We start from the raw sequence: 24,153 nt of genomic DNA, 5'->3' as shown, positions 1-24,153 counted from the left end.
GAGTATCGATTTTACGGGGACTTGGATTTTATTCTCATAAAAAGTCCTCTATGATTAATAAAAGATTGGCTTTACTATAAGCCAGAATCGTTACAAGTCCTTCGGGATCAGCGATTAAAGCAAGGGGGAGACAGACTCGCCCCTGTCATATAATCAAACAGTTCTATTTCATAGCGTAATCGATATTTCTGTGTTCTACACGGATGAGAAAGGATGCGGCCCATGGGCTGTCGACTTCGGCTCGTATTAGTCATTCACAACCATCAGCCAGTCGGGAATTTTGAAGGCGTTTTTGAAGAATCCTATCAAAACAGCTATCAACCCTTTCTGGACGTTTTGTCAGAATACCCTGATATCCCTTTTTCGCTCCATACATCAGGCAGCCTGATGGAATGGCTGGTCGAAGCACATCCCGAGTATATTGATCGAGTACGGGGGCTGGCGGAATCCGGACAGGTAGAGATTCTGGGGGGGCCATTTTACGAACCGATTCTCGCTGGGATTCCCCGCTGTGACCGCATCGGCCAGATCACCGCTTATACGGATTACCTCAAGAAACTCTTCGGCACGCCGATTCGCGGGATGTGGGTTCCTGAACGAGTCTGGGAACAATCCTTTGTCTCCGATCTCGTCGACGCCGGCATGGAATACACGCTGCTGGACGATTCCCATTTCAGTGCCGCCGGTATTCGTGCTGAGAAAATGCACGGGTATTATCTCTCAGAAGATGAAGGCCGCCTGCTCAAAATCTTTCCTGATAACGAAACCCTGCGATATCAGATTCCGTTTACCGACCCCGTCGAAACAATTCACTACCTCAAAGAAATTGCCGACCATCATCCGCATTCCGTCGTGGTGTTTGGCGATGACGGCGAAAAGTTTGGCGCCTGGCCTGGCACGTTCGATCATGTGTATCGGGATGGCTGGTTGAAGCGTTTTCTGGATCTGCTCCAGGAAAACAGCGACTGGTTAAAAGTCACTACGCTGTCCGAATCCGTCGATACCGTCTCGCCCATCGGCAGTTGTTATCTACCTGATGCCAGCTATCGTGAGATGACCGAATGGGCGCTCACATCAGATCGCCAGATCGAACTGGCCGAATTGAAAGAAAAATTTAAGGACGTCGAAGGCTTCGATCGGTTAAAGCCCTATTTGCGCGGCGGATTCTGGCGCAACTTCCGCGTGAAATATTCAGAACTCAATGAAATGTATTCCCGGATGTTACTGGTCAGTAATCGCCTGCAAAGTCTGGAAGCAACCGGCGTAGAAGCAGACGACCTGCCGATTCTGCACGAAGCGCGAACCGATCTCTATCGCGCACAGTGTAACTGCCCTTATTGGCATGGTGCCTTTGGCGGGCTTTATCTCCCGCATCTGCGGAATGCCATCTATAAGAATCTGATTTCCGCAGACACGTTACTGGAAAAGATCACGCATCGCGATGCCAACTGGCTGGAAGTCGAAGCCGCTGATTTCAACCTGGATGCCCGTAAAGAAGTGCGACTGGCCAGCAACAGCCTTGTCGGATTTCTGGCCCCCGCCCAGGGAGGTCATCTTTACGAACTGGATGTCCGCGGTGCCAAACACAATATTCTGGCAACGTTGAATCGTCGTCCCGAACCGTATCACGACATCATTCGCGAAGCAGCACAGGAACGGTCAGAGGGATCTCAGAATGGTGAAGACATTGGCAAGATTCACAATGCCATCCGCTTCAAACAACCTGGCCTGGAAAAGAAGCTGCAATACGATCACACTCCCCGAAAATCACTGGTCGATCATTTCTATCAACCCGGCATAGATCTCGATACCGTGGTCAACGGCGGTGGAGAAGTGGGCGACTTTGTGCAGGGCGTGTTTCATAGCTCCCTGCGTCGCACCGATGACTACTGTGAAGTGCGTATGACTCGCAAAGGACAGGTGGGACCTTACGAGGTGGAATTGACCAAAACCGTTTCCTTAGCCAAGAATACGGCGGGGACATTGGAATTTCACTATGAATTGTCACATCTGCCGGCAGACGTGCCCCTGCATTTTGGGGTCGAATTCAATTTTGCAGGCCTCGCCGCCGGTGCCAGTGACCGCTATTACTATAATCATCTTGGCTCGCAGCTGGGACAATTAGAATCGAAACTCGATCTGGAAAAAATTGATCGCATCGGTCTCGTTGATGAATGGATGGGGCTGGACGCCGCTCTGGACTTATCCTCACCCGCCAATATCTGGACCTTTCCGATTGAAACGATCAGCCAGTCCGAAGGCGGCTATGAACTCGTGCATCAAAGTTCGGTGGTCATTCCCCACTGGGAGTTTGTCGCCGACGAACAAGGACGCTGGTCCGTCACAATTACACTCTCATTGGATACGTCAGCCGCGCAAGCCAAAGCACTCAGGGAAGCAGCCACATCTGGGGCGTGATACTTACTGAGTGTTCTGGTTGAGTATTCTGGCGGTTGAATCCGATTCAGGCAAAGAGTTCGTTCACGACTTCGCCGCCATCGACGATTTTCATCGGGCGGCCCAGCGGACTCATGTTTTCCTTCTTCGGGTCAACCTGCAGTGAATGGCAAATCGAGCTGAAGAGATCGGTGACGTTCACCGGGCGATCCTTAACAGCCGAGCCGTCGGCCGTCGAAGATCCAATCACCTGTCCGCCTTTAACGCCGCCACCGGCGACAGCGGCGGAGAAGACACGCGGATAATGATCTCGGCCGGATCGGGCATTGATCTTCGGCGTGCGACCGAATTCACCCATCCAGACCACTAATGTGCGATCGAGCATCCCACGTTGTTTCAAGTCGGTAATCAGTGCCGCCATCCCCGCATCGACTTCCTGTGAACGGGGGGAGATGACTTCGGAAATATTAGCGTGGTTGTCCCAGCCATTCGAACGAACTTCGATAAACGTCGAACCTGCTTCCACCAGACGGCGTGCCAGCAGGCAGCCTTTTCCAAAGTTGCTCTCACCGTATTGTTCGCGCAGAGACGCGGATTCCTGGCTAAGATCAAACACTTTCGTCTGCGGGCTCAAGACCATCGAAGAGGCTTTGTTATAAATCTTGCTATGGTTCTTCACAACGACTTCACCGCCGCGGCTGGCAAATTCGGAATCGAGGCGGCCTAACAGTCCCAGTCGTTTCTGATAGCGCGGATCGGGCACGGTGGCAGCCACGTTGTTCGGGATATTTCCCGGATTGTTGATGTTAAACGGTTCGTAGTCCACACCCAGAAATCCCGCACCATTGGTGGAACCAACGGAAACGATTGAGGGAATATCCAGTTCACGGTTACCGATTTCCCGTGTAATGTTCGAACCCAGACTCGGATGTTTGACACTCCCTGAAGGGGCATAACCCGTATGCATTTGATAGCTGGCGCGTTGATGGTTGCCTTCCTTGTTCGTCATTGATCGAATCAATGCGATATCCGACATCACCTTCGCCGTGTTTTTCCAGTCTTCCGAAACTTCGATCCCGGAGACCGATGTTTGAATCGCGTCTTTGTCGCTGGCACTTGACGTTTTTGGTTTGGGATCAAATGTTTCAAACTGGCTCGGCCCCCCTGCCATCCAGAGCAGAATCATCGCGCGTCCCTGCTTACGGAGTTCTTCCGCCGAGACACTCATCAAGTCGTGAAAACTCAGCCCTCCTGCAGCCAAAGCACCCATCGAAACATTGCGAAGAAAACTGCGACGTGAAAAGCCACCGCGGTGTGTTTGAACATGCTGGTGATGAAAAAGACTCATAAGAAACTCCTCAGCCTGAGGGATGATATTGATTCAAAGGGACGCGACGTGAACTCAGTCTGAACGATGTATCAGTGTGTGTGGCGATCAGCGTTTGGTAATAAATTCGCTGGAATTGAGGAGGCTCCACATCAGATCCTCCAGCGCTTCCGTACGTTTGTTGGTTTCCTGAAAATAATCCAGGCAGACTTTCATCTCATTTTTACTTGGCTCTCGGGAGAGCGTCAGCAGATATAGTTCCTGAACAGCATCTTTGTTGTCCGGATAATCTCGGGCGATCTGCGCCAGTTTCGTATTGCGGTTTGTTCCCAGCATGCTATTGATGGCAGTCGAATTCATCATGAACAATGCCTGCGGAACATCTCCGGTAATTTCTTCCTGTGATGTCGACGGATCAAAAGTAAACAGGCTGCTGAACTGTCCGCGGCCCGTTCGGCTGGCGCGGAAACGTCGATCACCGCGGTCGGGATTGGCCTGCAGGTCATCCACGCCAAACACCTGTGTGATGGCTGTGAAAATTTGATCGCCTCGCAGACGGGTCGGAGACTGGGCGGCAAACGGTGTATTGAGTTGCCCCGCTGTTTTCTTCTGCATTTCTCTCTGATAGGCTCGTGTATTCGTAATCGTGCGGCAGAGCCATTTTAGATCGTACCCGCTGGCGGTGAAACCATCGGCTAACGCGTCGAGCACTTTAGGATAAACGGCACTCCGTTCAGGGCCGATATCATCAATGGGCATGTAGAATCCCTCACCCAGCATTTCGGACCAGAGACGGTTTACAATCGCTCGGGCAAACCAGGGATTGGATTTCGAAGTGAGAAACTTCGACAGGGTTTCCCGACGATCCAGATCGTCCAGACCTTTACCGGGAGATTTTTTATCGACAAACAGAACCGGGTGCACGACGGTGCCGGCGGATGTGGGGTTGTTCAAATCGGGCATGTGATATTCGGTCATGAACCGGCGGGCATTGTCGGGCACAGGAATGCTTTTCAGTTCTTCGGCGGTTAACGCTTTGTCCCCGTTTTTGTCGGCAGTCGAAAGAAGCCGTTCAAAGCCGCGCGCCATCCGTGTTCGTTGGACTTCACGTTCCGTCAGTTTGCCATCCCTGTTGCGGTCATATGCCCGAAACAGCATCGTCGGATCTTGCAGCATCTTCATGCGCTGTGCTATCTGGTTGCCTTGATTCATCGAGACCACTTCAAACGTCCGCGGCATCGCATCTCGCACTGGTCGTACCCGCACACGAGGAAAGAATGCCGCCAGTTCATGAAAACTGTTCCGCTTCCATTTGTCCGTTGGATGATCATGACAGTTGGCACACTGGATCTGAATTCCCAGGAAAATGCGCGAGGTTTCCGCAGCCAGCTCGGCTGGATCACCCTGATGCGCAAAGATCAACGCTGTGTTGCCGTTTTCACGCACATCACCGGAAGCGGTCAGCAGATCGGTTGTGATCTTGTCCCAGCTTGTATTCTTGTTGAGTTGCGACGTCATCCATTCTTCGAATTGACCTTCATTCAAACGAGAACGCGCATCTGTGGCGCGCAGATAGATGACATCCCGCCAGTAACGCGCCCAGTTGACGCCGTACTCTTCTGATTTGAGTAATTCATTAATCACGGCTTGCCGTTTGTTGGGGTTGGAATCCAGACCAAACAGGATCACCTCCGAAGAGGTCGGCATTCTGCCCGCCAGATCGAACGTCACGCGGCGGAGAAAGTCTTCATCGTTGGCCAGCGGTGCCGGCTCGATATTTGATTTCTTCAGCTCTGATTCAATCAGTTGATCCATTTTTTCAGCCAGCGTGGTTTCGTCGACTCTCTGCCGTTTCGACGATTGGGGGGAACTCTTTGTTGCTGCGAAAGTGGAAGACTGGCATAATGGGACCGACACTGTAAATAGAAAAAGACAAACTATTTGTGTCGTTCGTTTCACGGAAAAACTCATCATGACATTTCACCTGATTTGAATAGGATAAATGGGCTACCGGCATAATGCCGGAGTCAGACAGATGCGAAAGCGTGTCTGATGTTGATTTAACCCGTTCTAGATCTGAATGTGTCGCTAAAATGGTGATTTTCACGAAATAAAACAATCAGAACCTGAAAACCAGACTGGTAGAACAATGGATCAGAGCGCTTGGGTCATCGTTGTTATCTTGTCAGGGGTGGCCATCGTGATTGGTGGCGTCCTGTTTTTTCGACTGCATGCCTTCCTGGCTTTGCTGGCAGGGGCCATTTGTGTAGGCATTTTGACGCCCGTGCAACAGATTGAAGAAACGGCACTCCGAAAAAATAAGCTCAAAATCATCGAGGTCAGCAAAGACAATCGCCAGATCGTCGTCGAAGTGAATAAAGCGGGCACGATTCAGCCGGGTATGATGCTGATGATACTGGGCTCGAATCAGCCAAAGTTTCCCTTGATTCCCATCGCCGAGACGGAAGTCCAGCGCGTCACAGCGAAGTTTACCGAAGGCAGTAAAAAAATCATCATCGCCGAGCTGAGTGTCCGCGATGACAGTGCCAGCCGTCAGATCGGCTTAGATGACTTTGCAATTACGCCCTCCAATTATCAGGCCGCCATCATGGAAGGCAAGAAATCGGTCGGCGAACGCGTCGCAGCCGGCTTCGGTTCCACCTGCACTAAAATCGGCATTCTGATTGCACTCGCCGCCATCATCGGCATGTGCCTCCTGGAAAGTGGTGCGGCCGAACGCATTGTCCGCTCGTCTGTCAATTTTGTCGGCGAGAAACTGGCACCGCTGGCGTTTATGGCCAGCGGATTTTTATTAGCCATTCCCGTCTTCTTCGATACGGTGTTTTATCTGTTGATTCCACTGGGCAAAGCCATGCGCTTCCGCACCGGCAAAAACTATCTGTTGTATGTGCTGGCGATTGTGACCGGAGGTACGATGGCCCATTCGCTGGTGCCACCGACACCCGGCCCACTGTTTGTCGCAGAGCAACTGGGCGTCGATATCGCTACCATGATGATCGGCGGTATGATCGTCGGCAGTATCGCGGCAATGTTCGGCTTGGGATATGCCGTCATGATCAACAAACGCTGCGTCCTTCCGTTCCGTGATTCCGCTGATGTGACCAAAGAAGACCTGACCAAGCTGGCCTCCAGCCGTCTGGAAGACTTACCCGGACTCTGTTTATCACTCATGCCGATTCTTCTGCCCGTGTTGTTAATCGCCGGCTCCACGATGCTGAAATTTGAATCGATCAAAAATATCTGTTCGCCCGAAGTGCAATCGTTGATCAAGACACTGGGAAACAAAAACCTGGCGCTCGGAATTGCCACGGTGATTGCACTGGGAACGCTGATCCGCCAGAAGAAAGCCTCCATGGCAGAACTTTCGACATCCATCCAGGCAGCTCTTTCAACAGGGGGCGTGATTATTTTGATCACTGCAGCCGGCGGTGCCTTTGGTGGTGTGTTACAACAGACGGGCGTCAGCTTTCTGATTGAATCACTGCCCGATGTCTCCCCGCTGATGCTGGTCACACTGGCGTTTCTGATTACCACCGCCATCCGCAGTGCACAGGGCTCATCGACCGTCGCCATGATCACCACGGTCGGAATTCTAGGCGGCATCGCCGAATCCACTACGCTCGGCTTTCATCCGGTTTATCTGGCACTCGCCATCGGCTGCGGTTCGAAACCAATTTCCTGGATGAACGACAGCGGCTTCTGGGTCATCGGAAAAATGAGCGGCATGACCGAAGGCGAAACCCTGAAGTACGTCACCCCCATGACGGCTCTCATGGGCATCGCCGGCTTTGTGATTGTTCTATTAGGCGTACAGTTTTTCCCAATGGCTTGAGGCAGCATTATGGAAGTCGATCATCTGGATCATCTGGTATTAACCGTGAAAGACATCCCGCGCTCGCTTGCGTTTTACGAATCGGTGCTGGGCATGCAGCGGGTTTCGTTCGGGGCAGGGCGATTTGCATTGACGTTTGGCAATCAGAAAATCAATCTGCACGAAGTGGGTCACGAATTCGAACCCAAGGCCTCGCACGTGCAGGCCGGCAGTGCGGATCTCTGCTTCATTATCAAAACCCCGGTGGAAGAGGCGATCGAAGATCTGCAAAGTCAGGGCGTGGAGATCATTGCCGGCCCCGTACAACGGACCGGCGCGATGGGGAAACTCATTTCTGCTTACTTTCGCGATCCTGATGGGAATCTGATTGAAGTCTCGAATTATGAGTGATTGTCATTCTTGAGACAGCACGTCTTTTCAGGACTCCTGTCTGTCAGCGGGATCTTCCGGCGGTTCGGCCCAGGCGGAGCCGGCAGCAGAGTGATCTGCATGAACTGGTGCCGTTTCTTTTCGCTGGAACAGTCCGAAGAACAGGCCAATGGCACCGATTAAACACACGACTCCTACCACCAGAATTGAAATCGCATAAATCGGTGAGGGGAATTTTTTGTTAAGATCAAAGACAATCGCGCCGTCCAGAGCGGCGTTGGGATACATGGCCTTAAACTGTTTTTTCTGGTCAGAGCCCAGTCCACCGAGAAAGTTACTCACCACTCCGGTTAGCTCGGGTTTAAGTATCAGGGAGATCAGATCAGCTTCTCTTGAGATCTCATTAGTACGGGCGATGACAGGCCGATCGGTCCACTTTTCACCCTCTAAGACGAGGGGAATCCAGATCTGCTTCCATTCTCCATTTTTCTTTTCTTCAAAGACCACACCTTCTCCGAATTCGAAATCTGTAATCGTAAGATGCACATTATCAGTGCCATCTTTCTGTCCCAGGGCAGCCAGCGTGACCTGTTCGGGTTCAGCCGTACCACGAAATACCAACAGGGTTTCGCGCGCTCCAAAAATGGTGCCAGCCAGTCCAAGGACAAACAGGATGCGTATCACAATAGTCATGATTGGGCTTCTCTCAGGAAAAAAGTCAATGTGGTTCGTTTCAAATGTGGTTCGTTTCAGTTGTCTAAAAACTCATGACGTTCCGGAAAAGAAGCTTACCGAATCCGCGAGAAGAGTTCCCCGTTTGTTATCCAGAACAGAAAATGCTCAAAGGAAAAGTGGTGAACTAAAGTGTATTTTTTGTCGGGTGAAGTCGCAAGGGTTTCATCGAGTCAGATCGCAATTTTCAATCTGATTTTCCTGGCGGTGAATGTGTCTGCTTTTGGAGAGTCTGTTTATTTGAAACGGCGATCACCAGTTTTTTATGTCTCTGCTTGTCGGAAGGGGGGTTTACTTTGAGCTGATTCAGTTTGGTTCTTAGTCGATTGACGGCTTCAGGCGTGACTTCAGTCTGTTCCAGATTGATCGAGAAAAGATAGGGTTTGTTTTCCAGATGACGCAGACCCTGATTGGTAATATGCGTCCCTTTCAAGTTGAGTTTCTTAAGGCTTTCGAGATCCTGCAGCCGATCTAATGTGACATCAGACACGTTACAGTTTTCCAGATTTACAAAACTGAGATACGTCATCAGTTCAAGATCACGTAATGTCTCATCTGAGAGTTTGATATTATTCGCATCGATATCAAAGACTCTGGGTTTTACAGGGAGGTCTATGAAGGGCAGATGTGGTCTAAGAAAATCAGGCATACTGCCTGGTACAAACCAGGTATAGCGAACGGTGGCTCCTGCGTCTCGCAGCCTCTTGACCAAGGCCGTTCGTTTTTCGAAGAGGTACCGGTGATATGCGTGAAACGAGAGAAACCCGATCAGGATGAGGACCAGCCATTTAGAAATTCTCCATCTAGATTTGGGTTTCACGTCCATTTTTACGTGTTCACCTTTCAGGGGTGTTTCATTAGGAAATGTGGCAACCAGCCTTGATTATCCGTTTATTGATCCACAGTCGCTAGAAAAAGTGTTTATTTATTTTAAATCAAATCGGCTAAGAGGGATCTAGCCTACTTTTTTTATTATGTTGAATTAAAATACCGCATAGAGAAGAGTTTTTAAGAATGACTGCAGTATGATGAGCGTAACAGGGCACTCGTACCAGCCGATCTAATTATAACAAACACCAGACAAGCAACCGGGAATCCATGGAACAGAGTATTCGCACGTCGTGGTTGTTTAATTTGATCTCTGCATTTCTGGCGTTTTTGCTGTGGGGGGGCTGGGCCTACCACATTAATTCTGCCAGTTCGCCGCAATCGGGGGGCGTTGCGGCCCTCACACAGGGGATGGCCAGTTTTCTGATTACGCTGTTTATGGTACACGCCGTCACGTTTCTGTTTCATCATTTTCAGAAGCCCATCGCGAAAGTGATCTTGCCTGCCATCCTGGTCAACTGTGTTACCGGATTCTTCCTGGTGAGTGTGCATACGCTGATGGGAACCCCGCGGGTGTTCGCCACGATCGTTCCCGTGCTGATTGTCGCCGTTTCATTCTGCATTTTTATCGCCTGCAAATTATTGAAACTATTCCAGCGGCAGGGAAATCCCTGATATGAATGAACCTAGTGATCGGCGTTCGTTTAAGGGGGGGAAGGCGAGGCAATATCGTATTGCTTGTATGACATTTGACATGATCTTTTCTGGTGTGGATGTCTTCAATCGCCGTACCATCACTGCCTATTGATATTTGGAAGCCTGATTATGTGGGATATCCCGCCGCATTCGTTTTATGCCATGCTGGTTGTACTGGGACTGCTACTGACCGCGACCACCTGCCGATTAATTCTGGCCCGCATCAAACCGGAGAAAGATTACACCGAGCTGCGACAGCGGATTCAATCCTGGTGGTGGATGATTGGTATCCTGTTTGTCTGCCTGATCGTCAGTCATACGACAGCCATCATCCTATTTGCTTTCATCAGCTTTTTAGCGTTGAAAGAATTTTTCTCCATCGTACCCACTCGTCAGGCAGACCGGCGCGTCTTATTCTGGGCCTATGTTTCCATTCCGATTCAATATTATTTGGTCAGCATCGGCTGGTATGGCATGTTTATCGTCTTCATTCCCGTGTATGTCTTTTTATTATTGCCGATGCGAATGGTCCTGATCGGCGAAACCAAAGGCTTTATTCATTCTGCGGGCATCATCCACTGGGCAGTGATGCTCACCGTTTTCTGCATCAGCCATATCGCGTATTTGCTGATGTTGCCGGTAAAAAATCCGGAAGCGGGCAGTATCGGGTTGGTGATCTTTTTGCTGTTCATGACGCAGTTCAATGACGTGTGCCAATACATCTGGGGCAAGCTGCTGGGCAAACACAAAATAATCCCCAAAGTCAGTCCCAATAAAACCTGGGAAGGCTTCTTAGGCGGCGTGTTGACGATTGCCCTCGTCTCCGGTTTTCTGGGCCCTTATTTAACGCCGCTCACGTTTCGCTTCAGCCTGCTGGCGGGTTTGCTGATTAGCGTCTCTGGGTTCATCGGGGATGTGGTGATCTCGTCCCTCAAACGTGATCTGGAAATCAAAGACAGCGGGAGTCTGATTCCCGGTCATGGCGGAATTTTGGATCGTTGTGACAGCTTGATTTTCACCGCGCCTCTGTTTTTTCACTTCCTCTATTATGTGAATTATTAGAACATGGATCGTCTGCTCAAAATCCTGTTTTTTGCATTCATCGTCAGGCCGATCGTCATTATCGTGCTGGGTCTGAACCTGCGAGGGAAACAGAATCTGCCGCAAACAGGCCCCGCCATGCTAGCGGCAAACCATAACAGCCACCTCGATACGCTGGTGCTGATGAGCCTGTATCCTCTGTCTAAAATACACAAAGTGCGGCCCGTTGCCGCCGCGGACTATTTCCTCAAGAACCGGTTTCTCGCCTGGTTTGCCCTCAGCTGCATCGGCATCATTCCCATCAATCGAACCGGTCGACAGCGCAAAGCGGAACTGTTTGCCGGCTGCCATCAGGCGCTGGATCAGGGAGATATCCTGATACTGTTTCCGGAAGGGAGTCGCGGGAACCCGGAAGAACTGAGTGAAATCAAACGCGGCATCTATCATATCGTACACGACCGGACCGATACCCGGGTGACGCCGGTGATGATGCACGGCTTGGGCCGCGCATTGCCCCGTGGCGAGGCGTTGCTGGTTCCCTTTAACTGCGATGTGATTATCGGAAACGAACTGCCCGAAGCAGAGACAGCAGAGCAACTAGTGAATGGAATCAAGGAATCGTTTCTCGAACTCCAGAAGTATTGCATCACCTGTCGGCAGATTTGAACTGGCAGATATGAACTGGCAAGCATACCGGTGATGTACTGCTCGCGATACAAAAACAGCCCCGTTACCTGAGTAATCGGGGGCTGTTTCTATTTTATTGGTTCTTATTTCGATTTCAGTTCAAAAGTGTATTTGTTTTCGCCGTCGGCTTTTACGTCGGCGGTGAGTGTGGTTTGCGAGTTGTATTTGGCGGGGATGTAGGATTCCGTGATCGGCTCGTCGTACTGGTCTTTTTCGCCCGTTTCGCGTGAGGCTGAGATCAGCACTTTTTTCTGGCCGAGCTGGCTGTCAAATGTGAATGTTCCATTTTCAATGCCTCCGGCAGAAGAGCCCCCTTTACCGTCGGCCGGGTCGAAGACGATGCTGCCTTTAGACAGCGGTTCCCCATCGAAGGTAACGGTTCCTTCTACTTTCACTGTGGACGGGGCATCTGAGACACCGCCACAGCCTGTGATAAACAGCAGTGAAGCCGCATAACAGGCCAATTGTAATCGATAAGAATAACCTCTCATTTTCTCTCCTTTGATCAGCGAGGCGAGCGCACCTCAAGCTGCGTTGTTTGATGCAGACTCTAGTTGTGAAACAGAAACTGCCTGTGGTCCCGAGTGCTCTGACCACAGGCAAGTCTCGAATGGGAAGTGAGTTTAGTATTCACCGATCGTTTCTTTACCTTCACGGGTTCCCAGTGCCTGGAAAGTGTTCGTATCGATATTTGAAGAGACGAATCGCACAGAACCATCGGCCAAGAGAGTATGCACGCCCCCTACATGGCGGCTGCGGGCATGAATTTCATTCTCGGTACTGGAACAGGCGCGGCAGGGGGCGTCTTCGGTACCGTTACAGTATTGGGCCAGGTCGCCGGTGGGCGTATTGGGCGGACGAATAGTGGTAAAGGTCAGGCCGCCGTTGTGATAGCTGTTGTGATAACGCCCGCGCAAGTCATGTGTACCACCACAGACTACGTTACCCGGGCCCAGTGCGGCAATCGAATCTTCGGCAATATTGATTTCGCTGCCCATAATGGTGTTTGTCGTTCCGTCAACCACATCACGAATGCGTGTTTTGGAAAGGTTATAGAACATCCCGTTCAACTTCGGATAAGTGCCTGCCGCGCCCTGCGATGCTGAGCCGGAACAGAGCAGGTAGTTGCCGTGAAAACCCTGTTGGGCAATTTTGCCGGCTTTGGGGTCAGAGGGGCAACTGAAGAGGGGAACGACGATCGTTGCTTCAGGCCAGCCACCGGGGAACTGGTTCCCTTGAATACGAGGTGTAATGGTATTGTAGAGGGGGGCCTGATCGACGAACGGCAGCAGCATGTGGAACCAGCCTTGTCGCGTGTTGGAAGTTGCAGAGGGAGCCGTGGAGGCGGCATTCACCCGGCACACTGTCGAAAAAGGGAACACCGTGTGTGTTTCATTGTAGTTATGCAGACCCAGCCCGATCTGTTTCAGGTTATTCTTGCAGGTGGAACGTCGGGCTGCTTCTCGTGCCTGTTGGACGGCCGGTAAGAGCAGGGCAATCAGGATGGCGATGATGGCGATCACCACCAGCAATTCAATTAGTGTAAATCCACGTTTCTGTAAATGCGTCAAGTGCATATCCCTGTTCCTTTGTAATAAGAATGAGAAAAGTCAGTATCAGCAGAAAAAATATGCTAGAAAATGAGGAATCATTTTCCAGAAGTATCAATGTGTATTTATGTGATCGCCGATGAATCAGAATAAGAGAATGGTTGTAACTCTCTGACTCAAAATAGTCTTTGATTATGAATCGATGTGATAGAATGCGATTAATACAATAGTATATTAATGAACTAATGTATTAATTCAGTCTACAGTGAAATGCGCAAAAAAGTCAATTGCTATCTGACGAAAAGCGGATTTGGAGGGATCATGGTCGATTCTGAACCCTTCCAAATTATCTGGATACGATTCTGGACGGTTCTTGAATCCAAGGCTTTTCTGCCCGGCCTGATGCACCCTTCAATCAATTCTTCCCACAGTCCTGCCAAGATTGAGACGTGGAATCTGATCGTTCAGATTTCTTACTCAGATCTCTCATGGAGGGGCTGACGTCAAGACGCGCAGACGTTTATCGTAGAATCCAGTTTACCGATGCGCATCTGAGTGACGTCGGGGACTGTGAGAAATGAGTTCGATTCTGCTGCGTCAAGTTGACTGGCAGAACCGGGCCGACAAAACGGCGTCGCAGGTCAGAAGCATCGGCGTGGCAAGCAGTCGCTCTGAGGCGGGGTGAAGCGAACCTTGATCGTCTCTTGCGATTTGCTTTAGTTAAGAAAACCGAGCCAGTGTTTTTTTTGATCGTCGTTCAACTTGCTTTCGGCGGGCACTTCTTCCGCTTCGCTGCGTTCCAGATTCAGACCCAGCTGCTTCTCTTTTTTGCGAATCTGTTCTTCGCGCCCCTGAAGCATTGATTCCGTACGGGAAAGTCTGGCCCGTTCGATTGAAATTTCGACTTCGGCTAATCCCAGGTTGTGCTCGAGATCATGATGCAGAGACTGTAACTGTTCCAGCAGTTCTTCAGGAGCGTTATTGAGTTGTTCCCAGTTGACGGGGATCAGTGCCGTTTCGGCTTCACGGACCCGCTTGATCAACAGGCTGATATATTGATCTCGCTCTGTAATAGCCTCGATCAGCTGGGATTGCGATGCCTGATCAGAATTGATTTCAGCAGGTGCTTCCGGCAAGGGGGGCTTATAGCTGGCTAGTGTGCGTCCGCTTGAACCAGCTGGCTCTGTACCTTCATTTCCGACAACAGGCTGTAGTGCCTGCGGTGGAGCAGTCGGAGCTGTCTGTTTCTTTGCGAGGTCTGTGTTGACATTCACTCCCTGACCAGAAAGCAGTTTTTCTTTCATGGCTTCCCAGCCGCTACCTGATGAATCATCAGCGGGGGAATTGGTATCTGGCTCCTCAGAGGTTTGCTCCTGTTCCTGCTCAGCACTGACTGGTTCTTCTTCCGGATTTTCCAGAGTGGGTGAGGCCAGATATTCAACCAGACTGGCTGGCTTGGGAGCTACAGGTCCTTTCTCGAAACCGTCTTCCACAAGACGTTTGAGTTCCGAGATCTGTAGTTCAATTCGGGCCAGGGGTGATTCTGTCTCTATCCCTTGCCATTGTTGGAGTACCGTTTGCAGATCCTGCGAAAGCTTTTGCTGCTCTTCAATGACCTCCTGAGGGATGCCACCACCCGAGATGGTCATACCACGGTCAGCGCCCGTGCGATGTCTGCGATCCAGTTGTTCCGCGACCTGCTCCAGACGTTCTGTCAGGATCACCACCAGCTGTTCTTTTTCCTGTAGTTCCGCTTCCAGCTCTTTGACGCGTTGGTTTTCAGCCGCAGTGAGCTCTTCATTCGCGCGCTGACTCTGTTCCAGTTGTTCTGCAACTTCGCTCAGACGTTCCTTGAGGGTAGCAACCAACTGCTCTTTTTCCTGCAGCTCGGTTTCCAGTTCCTTCAACCGCAGATGCTCAGTGGCTGCATCATGAAGGGAATGCTGGTCGTGATCCAGTCTTTCGACAACCTGTTCCAGTTGTTGGGTGAGGGTTGTCACCAGTAGTTCTTTTTCCTGAAGTTCTGATTGCAGTTCTTCAACGTGAAGGTGATCGGCTGAAGAGTTATCCGAAACATTCTCAGCAACGGGTGTTTCAGTTACTGGTTCAGTTTCCAATCGAGCTTCAGTTGCCGGCGGTGTTTCAGCGACAGGTGGTGTTTCAGGTGCTGGAGGTGTGGGCGTACGCTCTTCCCGGCTCATCGAATGCGAGTCGCTGGTTGGCGACGGCGTTTCGAGAGTCTGCTCTTTCATCTCAGGTGGGGGAGAGTGACTATTGGGGTCCATCCATTCTTACCTGAATCTATAACCTTTCAGACTGTATTTAAGCTGAAAATAGTGAATACTTATCTTTAGCCTAGTTCATTTTAACGCAGTCTTAATGGGTTTCGCTGATCCAGTGATGCCATTTTTCTACATCTATTTGCGGATGGTATCAGTTATTCAAATACTGACGGGTTTACCACATTAGTGGTTTCCCTCCCTACCAGTACATCTGCCACCTGTCGGGCCGCCTGTTGTCGAAGTTCGTCCAGTGATTCCTGCGATATGAAGGCCGCATGAGGCGTCGCAATGACCCGTTCGTCTTTGAAAAAAGGGTCCGATAAATCCGGTGGTTCCGGATCAAACACGTCCAAAGCGGCTCCGGCGATGTCCTGGTTTTGAATGGCAGACTTCAATGCGGCAAAATCAATCAGGCCGCCGCGGGAAGTATTGATAATCAAAGCAGTTGACTTCATTTGTTCAAATGCACTTTGATCGAATTGATGTTGCGTCGCTTCTGTGAGGGGGGCGTGAATGGAAATCACGTCGCTTTGCTGAAGTAACTCCGTAAACGGCACCATTTTTATTCCGGTACCATAATCATTGCCGGAAGAATTGGTTGCAATCACGTCCATGCCAAAGGCAAGTGCCCGCTCTGCCACTGCCTGTCCGGTCAAACCAAAGCCGAACACACCCATCGTCAACGCACTGACTCTCCGAGGCAGAGGAGCCGCAGATAGATTGTAGATCCCCTGTTTCGTCTGGTGATGAAAAAAAGCAACGTTTCGCAGACTGGCCAGCATCAACGCCATCGTATGGTCGGCCACTTCCGGGATGCAGTAATCGGGGACGTTGGTTACGGGAATCTTTCGGGACGTTGCATATTTGACGTCAATATTATCGAGGCCAATTCCCAACCGGGCGACGGTCTTACAATCAGGAGCAGCAGCGATCACGGCTTCGGTTACCCGAGCCCAGCATGTGGCAATCGCATCAACGCCCGTTGCACATTCAACGAGCGTCTGTTCATCGGCGCCAGGGGGGGCTTCAATCACTTCGGCATCTACGAGCGCTAATTCTTTGCGTTCCACCTCGCAATCCGGCCAGGCACGATCAGTAATTAAAACACGAAATTTCGCGGACACAAATCACTCCCTTTCCTTGTGAAAATATTGCTACGCTTGATTCTCTCAGGATCGTGGTTTTTGCACGGGTTTACAAGTCTATCCCGCTTGAAAATTTCCAGGAGCCTTGATTACCGAATCCATAGAGTCAGGTTGATGACAGTGCATTCAAAATTGCAACAGCACCTATCTGGCTGTGGTTTTATGCCGTTTGCGAATATTCTCTCTAAAATAAGAGATATGAACAACTTGCGAACGATATTCAATAGATCGTGTTTTGTGGTCCCGGTTTTGCATGAAAAAGAGATATCTTGACAGATTCGCTATTTAGTGACATGATTCCGCTAGAGTTTTCATGTTTTGCAAGGGTTTTTATGTACCAGTCGCTGGTTGCCATTCTGATGCTGCTTTCGATGCTGTCCCACACATTACTGGGCTGTGGCTGGCATCATGCGCACGATTGTCACGCAGGACAGACCAATTCCTGTCAGACAGTGTCTCTGTGTAAACATCAGGCAGAACACGCGCATCACGATCATGAGCATGCCCATCACCAGCATGCGGAACCAGCCACCGAAGAACTGCCAGCCAGTCCCGAACCGGATCCTTGTCAGGAAGGCCGCTGTTCGTATCTCGTATCTGCGTCGGTGAAAGTTCTTGAAGAAACGTCCCAGTTCGTCAGCTTGCTGTCTGCCGGGGATCTACTGCATTCTTCACAGGAAAAACAGTACGTGGAGCACATGTTCCAACGCGCCTCGCTGTCATCGATTGCAGCGCCCGGAGTGCGCGCGCAGGCGCAAACCACTGTCTGGTTGCTATAGGCAACTCCGCTCTCTGATCGTCCTACGATTTCGCTTTGGGATGAGACTGCGCTTGAAAACGCATCAATTCTGATCCAGAAAATCGCTCATTCACGATTCCCATTGCGCACTTTTAATAAGCACATGTGCTGCCTGAATAGAGGCCCATGATGGATAATTTAATGTTGAAACAAAACGGAAAATGGATTTTATCTCTGGTCATCCTGATTTCGGCTGGGTTGCTGGCCTGGAGTCTCCAGGAACAATGGCTGCCTGTGGTCCAGGGCTGGACACAAAACAAGGGGACCGAAGGCAAGCAGGCCGAGAGCAAGGGAACGGCAGACACGCATGCCGACGAGGAACAGCATGACCATGCTGGACATGATGAAGCCAGCTCATTGGAATTGTCTCCCCAGGCACGAAAAAATGTGGGACTGACCTCAGATAAACTGATTCCGGTGAAACTAAAATCATTCACGCGCACGATTACGATTCCGGCGATCGTGGTAGAACGTCCGGGGAAAACCAGAATTACCATCGTCGCACCGATGACCGGAATTGTGACGAATGTGAATGTGACTGCTGGAGAAGCAGTCAATCCGGGCCGTGAGCTATTCAAGATTCGCCTCACACACGAAGACCTCGTACAGGCTCAGGCTGCTTATCTGAAAACACTGGGTCAGCTTGATGTCGAAAGGAAAGAGATTGCCCGGATTCAGGATATTACGAATCGAGGAGTCATTGCCGGCAAGGTATTGCTGGAGCGTGAATACGCGAAAGAAATACTCGAAGCGGTCTTAAAAGCACAGCGGGAGGCACTGTTATTGCATGGATTCAGTAGTGCGCAAGTAGATCAAATCGATAAAACGCGCCGTCTCATCAAAGAACATCAGATTTATGTGCCGCGACTCAATGGACAATCGGGTGAAGTGCAATTGCCGAACATCAAAATACGACGCATCTCTGCCACAGATGATTCCTCTCTGGACCCCAAAACGCTACCGCCGCAGTCGCTGTTTATCGTTCAGTCGATGAAGGTCAGTAAAGGCGATTTCGTACAGGCGGGAGACACACTGTGTGTCTTAGCGGACTACAGTGATCTGTATCTCAAAGGCCAGGCTTTCGAGCAGGAAGCCGATGAACTCACACGCTGCATGGAAAAACAATGGCCCGTTCAGGCAATTCAGGAAGTCAATAATAAAGAGAAGAAGTTACTCAACCATCTCAAAATTGATTATCTGGACAATCAGATTGAAACCGATTCTAGAACGTTTTCTGTTTTTGTGAATCTACCCAATCAGGTTCAGTATGACGCCGTTCGACAAAACGGAAACCGTTTTATTACCTGGAAATTCAAGCCGGGACAAAGAATGCAACTGCGAGTTCCCGTTGAGATCTGGGAGAAACAAATCGTACTTCCTGTGGAAGCCATCGCCAGTGAAGGAGCCGAACATTTTGTGTTTCAGGAAAACGGCGCCCATTTTGATCGACGTCCGGTGCATATTCTGTATCAGGATCAGCTGTGGGCGGTAATTCAAAATGATGGCTCGGTTTTCCCGGGTGACAAGATTGCGCTCGCTGGGGCACATCAGTTACAGATGGCATTGAAAAATAAGGCCGGCGGTGGTGTTGATCCGCACGCAGGACACTCGCATTAGCGTTCTGGAAATGAAAACCGTTTAGAAAACCATCGCGTCCTTATTAAAATCTGTCCCAGGTCTGGATCAGCAAAATGTTGAATGCCATCATTCGTTTTTCTCTTAAACAGCGACACTTAACGCTGGCGTTCTCCCTGTTTCTGATCGGCTTCGGAACCTGGCAGGCGTTTAGTATGGGAATTGATGTGTTCCCGAACTTGAATCGCCCGCGTGTCGTTGTCATGACGGAAGCACCCGGCATGGCTCCCGAAGAAGTGGAATCGTTGATTACCTTTCCGCTGGAGACCACCTTAAACGGCGCGACCGGCGTGCAAGCCGTGCGCAGTTCGTCTGGCGTGGGGATCTCAATCATCTACGTGGAATTCGAGTGGGGAACCGATATTTACAATGATCGGCAGGTGGTCAATGAACGACTGCAGCTGGTCACCGAACGACTGCCAGACGGCGTCAAGCCGCAGTTAGCACCGATCTCTTCCATCATGGGGCAGATCATGATGCTGGGCATGTGGAGCGAAGACGACAAAACCTCGCCTCTCGAAGTCCGCACGCTGGCAGACTGGGTGGTCCGCCAACGACTGTTAACGATTCCCGGCGTCTCTCAGGTCTTTACGATGGGAGGCGGACGAAAACAGTTTCAGGTGCTCGTCAATCCGGAAGCACTCGTGAAATATGGAATCACGCTACACGATGTCAGGCAGGCCTGTGAAGAGAGTAATGAGAATGCGACCGGCGGTTATCTGGATGAACAGGGCCCGAATGAATTTCTGGTTCGTGCGTTGGGGCGTATTCAAACTCTGGAAGATTTGGAAAAAGTGGTGATCACCACGAAAAAAGGACGCCCCATTGTACTCTCGCAGGTAGCCAAAGTTGTCGAAGGAGCGCAGGTCAAGCGGGGCGACAGTTCTGCGTTCGTGAAACAGGAAGATGGAACCTTTGCCGGTGGTTCCGCCGTGGTGCTGACCGTTAATAAGCAACCCGATGCCGATACGCGTCGCGTCGCCCAGGATGTACTGCAGGCATTAAAAGAATTGAAGCCTTCGTTACCTGCGGATATCCGCATTCAACCCGAACTCTACTCTCAGAAATCATTCATTGATCGCTCGATAGAAAATGTGATTGACGCTTTGGTCGATGGCGGGTTTCTGGTCGTGATTATTCTGTTTCTGTTCCTGATGAATTTCCGTACGACCTTCATTACGTTAACGGCGATTCCGCTTTCGATCGCCGTTACCGCGATCATTTTTGCCATCTTTGGACTCTCAATTAATACGATGACGCTGGGCGGCTTGGCAGTGGCGATTGGCGAACTCGTCGATGATGCCATCGTCGATGTGGAAAACATTTTTCGTCGTTTGCAGGAAAATCGATACCAGAAAGATCCCAAACCAATTCTACTGATTGTTTTTCAGGCGAGTTGTGAAATCCGTAATTCGATTGTGTTTGGTACGGTCATCGTGGTCTTGGTCTTTATGCCGTTGTTTGCACTGTCAGGTATGGAAGGTCGGCTGTTTGCACCGCTGGGAGTGGCCTACATTGTTTCGATTCTGTCTTCGCTGCTGGTTTCACTGACGTTAACCCCCGTGCTTTGCTATTGGCTGCTCGGAAAGAAATTTGGTTCGCCTGTCAGTCCTGATGATACTTCAACGCACAAGGCCCATCAGGATGGACCGCTGCTGCGATTCTTGAAATGGATTGCCGGTTATGTCATCAGTTTCAGTATTCGGCTTTCCAAGCCAATGTTAATGGCAGGCGTCGCAGGCGTATTTATTGCGTTTCTGCTTCTAATGCAACTGGAACGCGATTTTCTGCCCCCCTTTAATGAAGGGGTGGCACAGCTGAACGTGGTCCTGCCGCCGGGGACCTCGCTGAAAAAATCAAATGAAATCTCTGAAACCGTAATGGATCGGCTGAAGAAAATTGAAGGGGTCTCGGCATTTTCCAGAAGAACGGGCCGCGCCGAACTCGACGAACATGCTGAGGGCGTGAATATCTCTGAATTCATTATCACCTTTGATCCGGAATCCGGTCGCAGTCGAGAAGCGGTGCTGGATGACATTCGGTCATCGATGGAAGACATTCCGGGAATTGTGATCTCAGTTGAACAACCGCTGGCGCATTTGATCTCGCATATGGTTTCCGGAGTGAAGGCCCAGGTGGGGATCAAAATTTATGGCGAAGATTTAACCGTGCTGCGAAACACGGCTAAAAAAATGGAAGGGGTAATGAAAAGCGTATCTGGAGTCACCGATGTTCTGGTCGAACCGCAGGTTGAAATCCCTCAACTGCAGATCAAACTCAATCGAGACAAACTGCGTCTGTATGGCTTAACACCGGCGTATGTAAATGAATATATCGAAACCGCGATGAACGGTCTGGTTGTCTCGCAGGTACTGCAAGGACAACGCACGTTTGATTTGTTGATTCGCATGGATGAGAAATATCGTGAAGACCTCCAGGCGTTAAAACGACTCTCGATCGAATTGCCCAATGGGGGGACAACGCCTCTCTCCTCGGTCGCAGATATCAGTGCTTCATCCGGACCGAATACGATCAATCGCGAGAAAGTCCAGAAACGGATCATTGTGCAGTGTAATGTCTCGGGGCGTGGGCTCGTAGACGTCGTTAAGGACATTCAGGAAAAACAGAAGCCGATTATTGAAGCGTTACCCGCCGGTTATTTTGTGGAATACAGCGGACAATTCGAAAATCAGCAGTCTGCTTCCCGCATGATCTCTGCTTTGTTTCTGGTCTCGATGCTGGGCGTCTTCCTGGTTCTGTTTACCATGTTTCATTCAGCGAACTTCTCTTTGCAGGTGATGGCGGCACTGCCGATGGCTTTTATTGGCTCGGTGATTGCACTTGTCGTGACCGGGCAAACTTTGACAATCGCGGCGATGGTCGGCTTTATCTCACTGGGCGGAATCGCGTCCCGGAATGGGATCCTGCTGCTAAATCATTATCTGCATCTGGTAAAATATGAAGGAGAGGGCTGGACCCGTGAAATGATTGTCAGAGCAGGGCAGGAACGTCTGGCACCAGTCTTGATGACGGCACTCACGTCAGGCATCGGTCTGGTTCCGCTCGCGATGTCGCAGGGAGAAGCCGGAAAAGAAATTCTTTATCCGGTGGCGACGGTGATTATTGGCGGGTTATTAAGTAGTACGATTTTGGAGTTCTTCGTCCGACCGGCGCTGTTCTGGAGTTTCGGCCGAAAAGCAGGCGCCAGAATTGTGGCGCAATCCGGAGTTGAGATTGAACTGATTGAAGAACGGGACGAAGTTCCTGTAACCGTTGCTTCAGGGCATGAATAAAACCATTTGAGTGTGTACTGTTTTTAGTTAAGCAGAGCAAAACCAAAAATTTCCAAAAAGGAGTTGTATGATGAAACGTAATTTGACAAGTTTTCTCGCATTGTCTTTCTGTATCGTGACTTTTACGTTAGCCGGATGTAAAAACGACGCAGACCAGGGAACGAAAACATTTGATGAAGCGGCACCTGAAGATGTGACAATGGACGATCACGGGCACGATCATCCCAGCGAGGGACCGCACCATGGTTCGTTGATTGAATTGGGTAAAGAGGCCTATCACGGTGAACTGGTACATAATGAGAAAAGCGGCGCAATTACGATCTATATTCTGGATGGTGCCGCGAAAGCAGCAGTCCCCATCAAAGCAAAATCGGTGTTGATCAATATCAAACATGATGGCAAAGGACAGCAGTTCACTCTGGCGGCGTCTCCCGAGAAGAGCGATCCTGAAGGGCAGTCTTCGCGATTCGTAACGGAAGACAAAGCACTGGGCGAATTGCTTCATGAAGGTGATACCTCAGCCCGGCTTGTGCTGGAGATCGATGGCAAATCATTCACGGGTGAAATTGATGCCCACGATCATGACCATGATCACGGACATGACGAAAAGCATACTGACTGATTCTCAGTTAAGTTCAACATGATTTCAGAGAAACGCCGTTCCATTATGAGGGACGGCGTTTTTTGTTCATGTTTGTGCAGATGCTGTCGGCGTTATCCGCTGGGGAAGAATTCTCAACAAAGCAGCGAAAAAACGTTGTTTTCAGATATTTCAAAAAAACTTTCGGTTTATCTGCACGGATCTCCCGAATCGTGACACCAATAGATCAGACGGTAGAAACAATCAGGCCTGTTCCTTTACCGAAGTGAATCTGTCAATTTTATAGGTCAATTCTGATCTTAAACTTTTAGATCAATTCTGATCGTACTAAACATCGATCTGCTTGCCGGTTTTAAGACCGGGGCAGACAAATTGAACCTGAGGGAGAATAATCTGATGAAATATTTATTGGCTTTCTGCGCGACACTGGGTCTACTGATGGTAACAAGCACCGCATCTGCACAGACCTCGCCCGAGGATCTGGCGGCCCGTTGTGTTGGCGCCGTGAACGGGACCGTGGAACGCTGCCAGAATGCAGCCGCTGATGAGACACAGGAGTGTCTCCAGAAAATTCGCCGATTATTGGCCGACGGTCGGGAACGAGCCGCTCATCGTGTCGCCGCGGAATGTGTAGAGTCCGCTACCGAACGTACAGAAAAATGTGCCCAGCGAGTCAATCGGATTTGCGATGCGTGTATTGATCAACTGGTCAATCTGGGAGAACCGCAACTGGCACGCCGCGTGAATATGGTTTGTAAGGACGCGATTTCAAAATTGAGATCGACCTTGCAACGCGAGAAAAACGCGATTCGCAGTGCATTTGGAGGATAATTCACGAAAAACAACTTCTTGTATCGAGTCCGTCAACCACATAAGATATTTTATGCGGTTGACGGCTTTATTCTAAGTTTGAGGCCT

Annotated in this window: 20 protein-coding genes; 12 read left to right on the top strand and 8 right to left on the bottom strand. The window is 50.3% G+C overall.

The window, feature by feature from the left end; translation table 11 throughout:
- The first annotated feature begins 222 nt into the window (after nt 1–222).
- Nucleotides 223–2,418 (top strand): alpha-amylase/4-alpha-glucanotransferase domain-containing protein, encoded by a 2,196-nt coding sequence (locus AAC022_RS00810; RefSeq protein ID WP_339727032.1) that lies wholly within the window; start codon nt 223–225, stop codon nt 2,416–2,418.
- A gap of 46 nt (nt 2,419–2,464) precedes the next feature.
- Here AAC022_RS00810 and AAC022_RS00805 read toward each other — a convergent pair whose 3' ends face one another.
- Nucleotides 2,465–3,745, bottom strand: coding sequence for a DUF1501 domain-containing protein (locus tag AAC022_RS00805; protein WP_339727030.1), 1,281 nt, complete (start codon nt 3,743–3,745; stop codon nt 2,465–2,467).
- Between the two features lie 87 nt (nt 3,746–3,832).
- The gene (locus AAC022_RS00800; protein ID WP_339727028.1) at nt 3,833–5,539 is read right to left on the bottom strand and encodes a DUF1549 domain-containing protein; all 1,707 of its coding nucleotides are present in this window, start codon (nt 5,537–5,539) and stop codon (nt 3,833–3,835) included.
- A 334-nt stretch (nt 5,540–5,873) separates the two neighbouring features.
- Here AAC022_RS00800 and AAC022_RS00795 point away from each other — a divergent pair, with 334 nt between their 5' ends.
- Together AAC022_RS00795 and AAC022_RS00790 are read left to right on the top strand one after the other, a co-directional pair.
- Nucleotides 5,874–7,577, top strand: a complete 1,704-nt coding sequence (locus tag AAC022_RS00795; protein WP_339727027.1) for an SLC13 family permease — start codon at nt 5,874–5,876, stop codon at nt 7,575–7,577.
- A 9-nt stretch (nt 7,578–7,586) separates the two neighbouring features.
- A complete protein-coding gene (locus tag AAC022_RS00790; RefSeq protein WP_339727026.1) occupies nt 7,587–7,967 on the top strand; it encodes a VOC family protein in 381 nt (126 codons plus the stop codon).
- A 27-nt stretch (nt 7,968–7,994) separates the two neighbouring features.
- Here the strand turns inward: AAC022_RS00790 and AAC022_RS00785 are convergent, their stop codons facing one another.
- Nucleotides 7,995–8,639, bottom strand: a complete 645-nt coding sequence (locus AAC022_RS00785) for a hypothetical protein (RefSeq protein WP_339727025.1) — start codon at nt 8,637–8,639, stop codon at nt 7,995–7,997.
- Between the two features lie 226 nt (nt 8,640–8,865).
- A complete protein-coding gene (locus tag AAC022_RS00780; RefSeq protein WP_339727024.1) occupies nt 8,866–9,504 on the bottom strand; it encodes a hypothetical protein in 639 nt (212 codons plus the stop codon).
- A 272-nt stretch (nt 9,505–9,776) separates the two neighbouring features.
- Here AAC022_RS00780 and AAC022_RS00775 point away from each other — a divergent pair, with 272 nt between their 5' ends.
- The 4 genes from AAC022_RS00775 to AAC022_RS00760 are packed head-to-tail and all read left to right on the top strand — an operon-like array spanning nt 9,777 to nt 11,909.
- Nucleotides 9,777–10,181, top strand: coding sequence for a hypothetical protein (locus tag AAC022_RS00775; RefSeq protein WP_339727022.1), 405 nt, complete (start codon nt 9,777–9,779; stop codon nt 10,179–10,181).
- A 1-nt stretch (nt 10,182) separates the two neighbouring features.
- A complete protein-coding gene (locus AAC022_RS00770) occupies nt 10,183–10,314 on the top strand; it encodes a hypothetical protein (RefSeq protein WP_339727021.1) in 132 nt (43 codons plus the stop codon).
- Between the two features lie 17 nt (nt 10,315–10,331).
- Nucleotides 10,332–11,264, top strand: coding sequence for a phosphatidate cytidylyltransferase (locus AAC022_RS00765; RefSeq protein WP_339727019.1), 933 nt, complete (start codon nt 10,332–10,334; stop codon nt 11,262–11,264).
- Nucleotides 11,265–11,267: 3 nt separating this feature from the next.
- Nucleotides 11,268–11,909 (top strand): lysophospholipid acyltransferase family protein, encoded by a 642-nt coding sequence (locus AAC022_RS00760; RefSeq protein WP_339727018.1) that lies wholly within the window; start codon nt 11,268–11,270, stop codon nt 11,907–11,909.
- A 104-nt stretch (nt 11,910–12,013) separates the two neighbouring features.
- On the opposite strand, the gene AAC022_RS00755 is transcribed toward AAC022_RS00760, so the two are convergent.
- The 4 genes from AAC022_RS00755 to AAC022_RS00740 all read right to left on the bottom strand — a co-directional run bounded on the left by AAC022_RS00755 (nt 12,014) and on the right by AAC022_RS00740 (nt 16,886).
- Nucleotides 12,014–12,421 (bottom strand): hypothetical protein, encoded by a 408-nt coding sequence (locus tag AAC022_RS00755; RefSeq protein WP_339727017.1) that lies wholly within the window; start codon nt 12,419–12,421, stop codon nt 12,014–12,016.
- Between the two features lie 132 nt (nt 12,422–12,553).
- Complete coding sequence (locus AAC022_RS00750; protein WP_339727016.1) at nt 12,554–13,507, bottom strand: DUF1559 domain-containing protein; 954 nt, start codon at nt 13,505–13,507, stop codon at nt 12,554–12,556.
- Nucleotides 13,508–14,196: 689 nt separating this feature from the next.
- The gene (locus tag AAC022_RS00745) at nt 14,197–15,765 is read right to left on the bottom strand and encodes a hypothetical protein (protein WP_339727014.1); all 1,569 of its coding nucleotides are present in this window, start codon (nt 15,763–15,765) and stop codon (nt 14,197–14,199) included.
- A gap of 152 nt (nt 15,766–15,917) precedes the next feature.
- Complete coding sequence (locus AAC022_RS00740; RefSeq protein WP_339727012.1) at nt 15,918–16,886, bottom strand: C-terminal binding protein; 969 nt, start codon at nt 16,884–16,886, stop codon at nt 15,918–15,920.
- 353 nt (nt 16,887–17,239) lie between these two features.
- On the opposite strand from AAC022_RS00740, the gene AAC022_RS00735 reads away from it, so the two are divergent.
- The 5 genes from AAC022_RS00735 (at nt 17,240) to AAC022_RS00715 (ending at nt 24,066) form a co-directional block, all read left to right on the top strand.
- On the top strand, nt 17,240–17,686 hold the full coding sequence (locus AAC022_RS00735) for a hypothetical protein (protein WP_339727010.1): 447 nt from the start codon (nt 17,240–17,242) through the stop codon (nt 17,684–17,686).
- 146 nt (nt 17,687–17,832) lie between these two features.
- On the top strand, nt 17,833–19,323 hold the full coding sequence (locus AAC022_RS00730; RefSeq protein ID WP_339727008.1) for an efflux RND transporter periplasmic adaptor subunit: 1,491 nt from the start codon (nt 17,833–17,835) through the stop codon (nt 19,321–19,323).
- Nucleotides 19,324–19,397: 74 nt separating this feature from the next.
- Nucleotides 19,398–22,634, top strand: a complete 3,237-nt coding sequence (locus AAC022_RS00725; RefSeq protein WP_339727005.1) for an efflux RND transporter permease subunit — start codon at nt 19,398–19,400, stop codon at nt 22,632–22,634.
- A gap of 67 nt (nt 22,635–22,701) precedes the next feature.
- Nucleotides 22,702–23,256, top strand: coding sequence for a hypothetical protein (locus AAC022_RS00720; protein WP_339727004.1), 555 nt, complete (start codon nt 22,702–22,704; stop codon nt 23,254–23,256).
- A 375-nt stretch (nt 23,257–23,631) separates the two neighbouring features.
- A complete protein-coding gene (locus AAC022_RS00715; protein WP_339727002.1) occupies nt 23,632–24,066 on the top strand; it encodes a hypothetical protein in 435 nt (144 codons plus the stop codon).
- The last annotated feature ends 87 nt before the right edge of the window (nt 24,067–24,153 follow it).

Source organism: uncultured Gimesia sp. (assembly GCF_963976445.1).
In the GTDB taxonomy this organism is placed as follows: domain Bacteria; phylum Planctomycetota; class Planctomycetia; order Planctomycetales; family Planctomycetaceae; genus Gimesia.
This window is presented reverse-complemented; position numbering and strand designations above follow the sequence as displayed.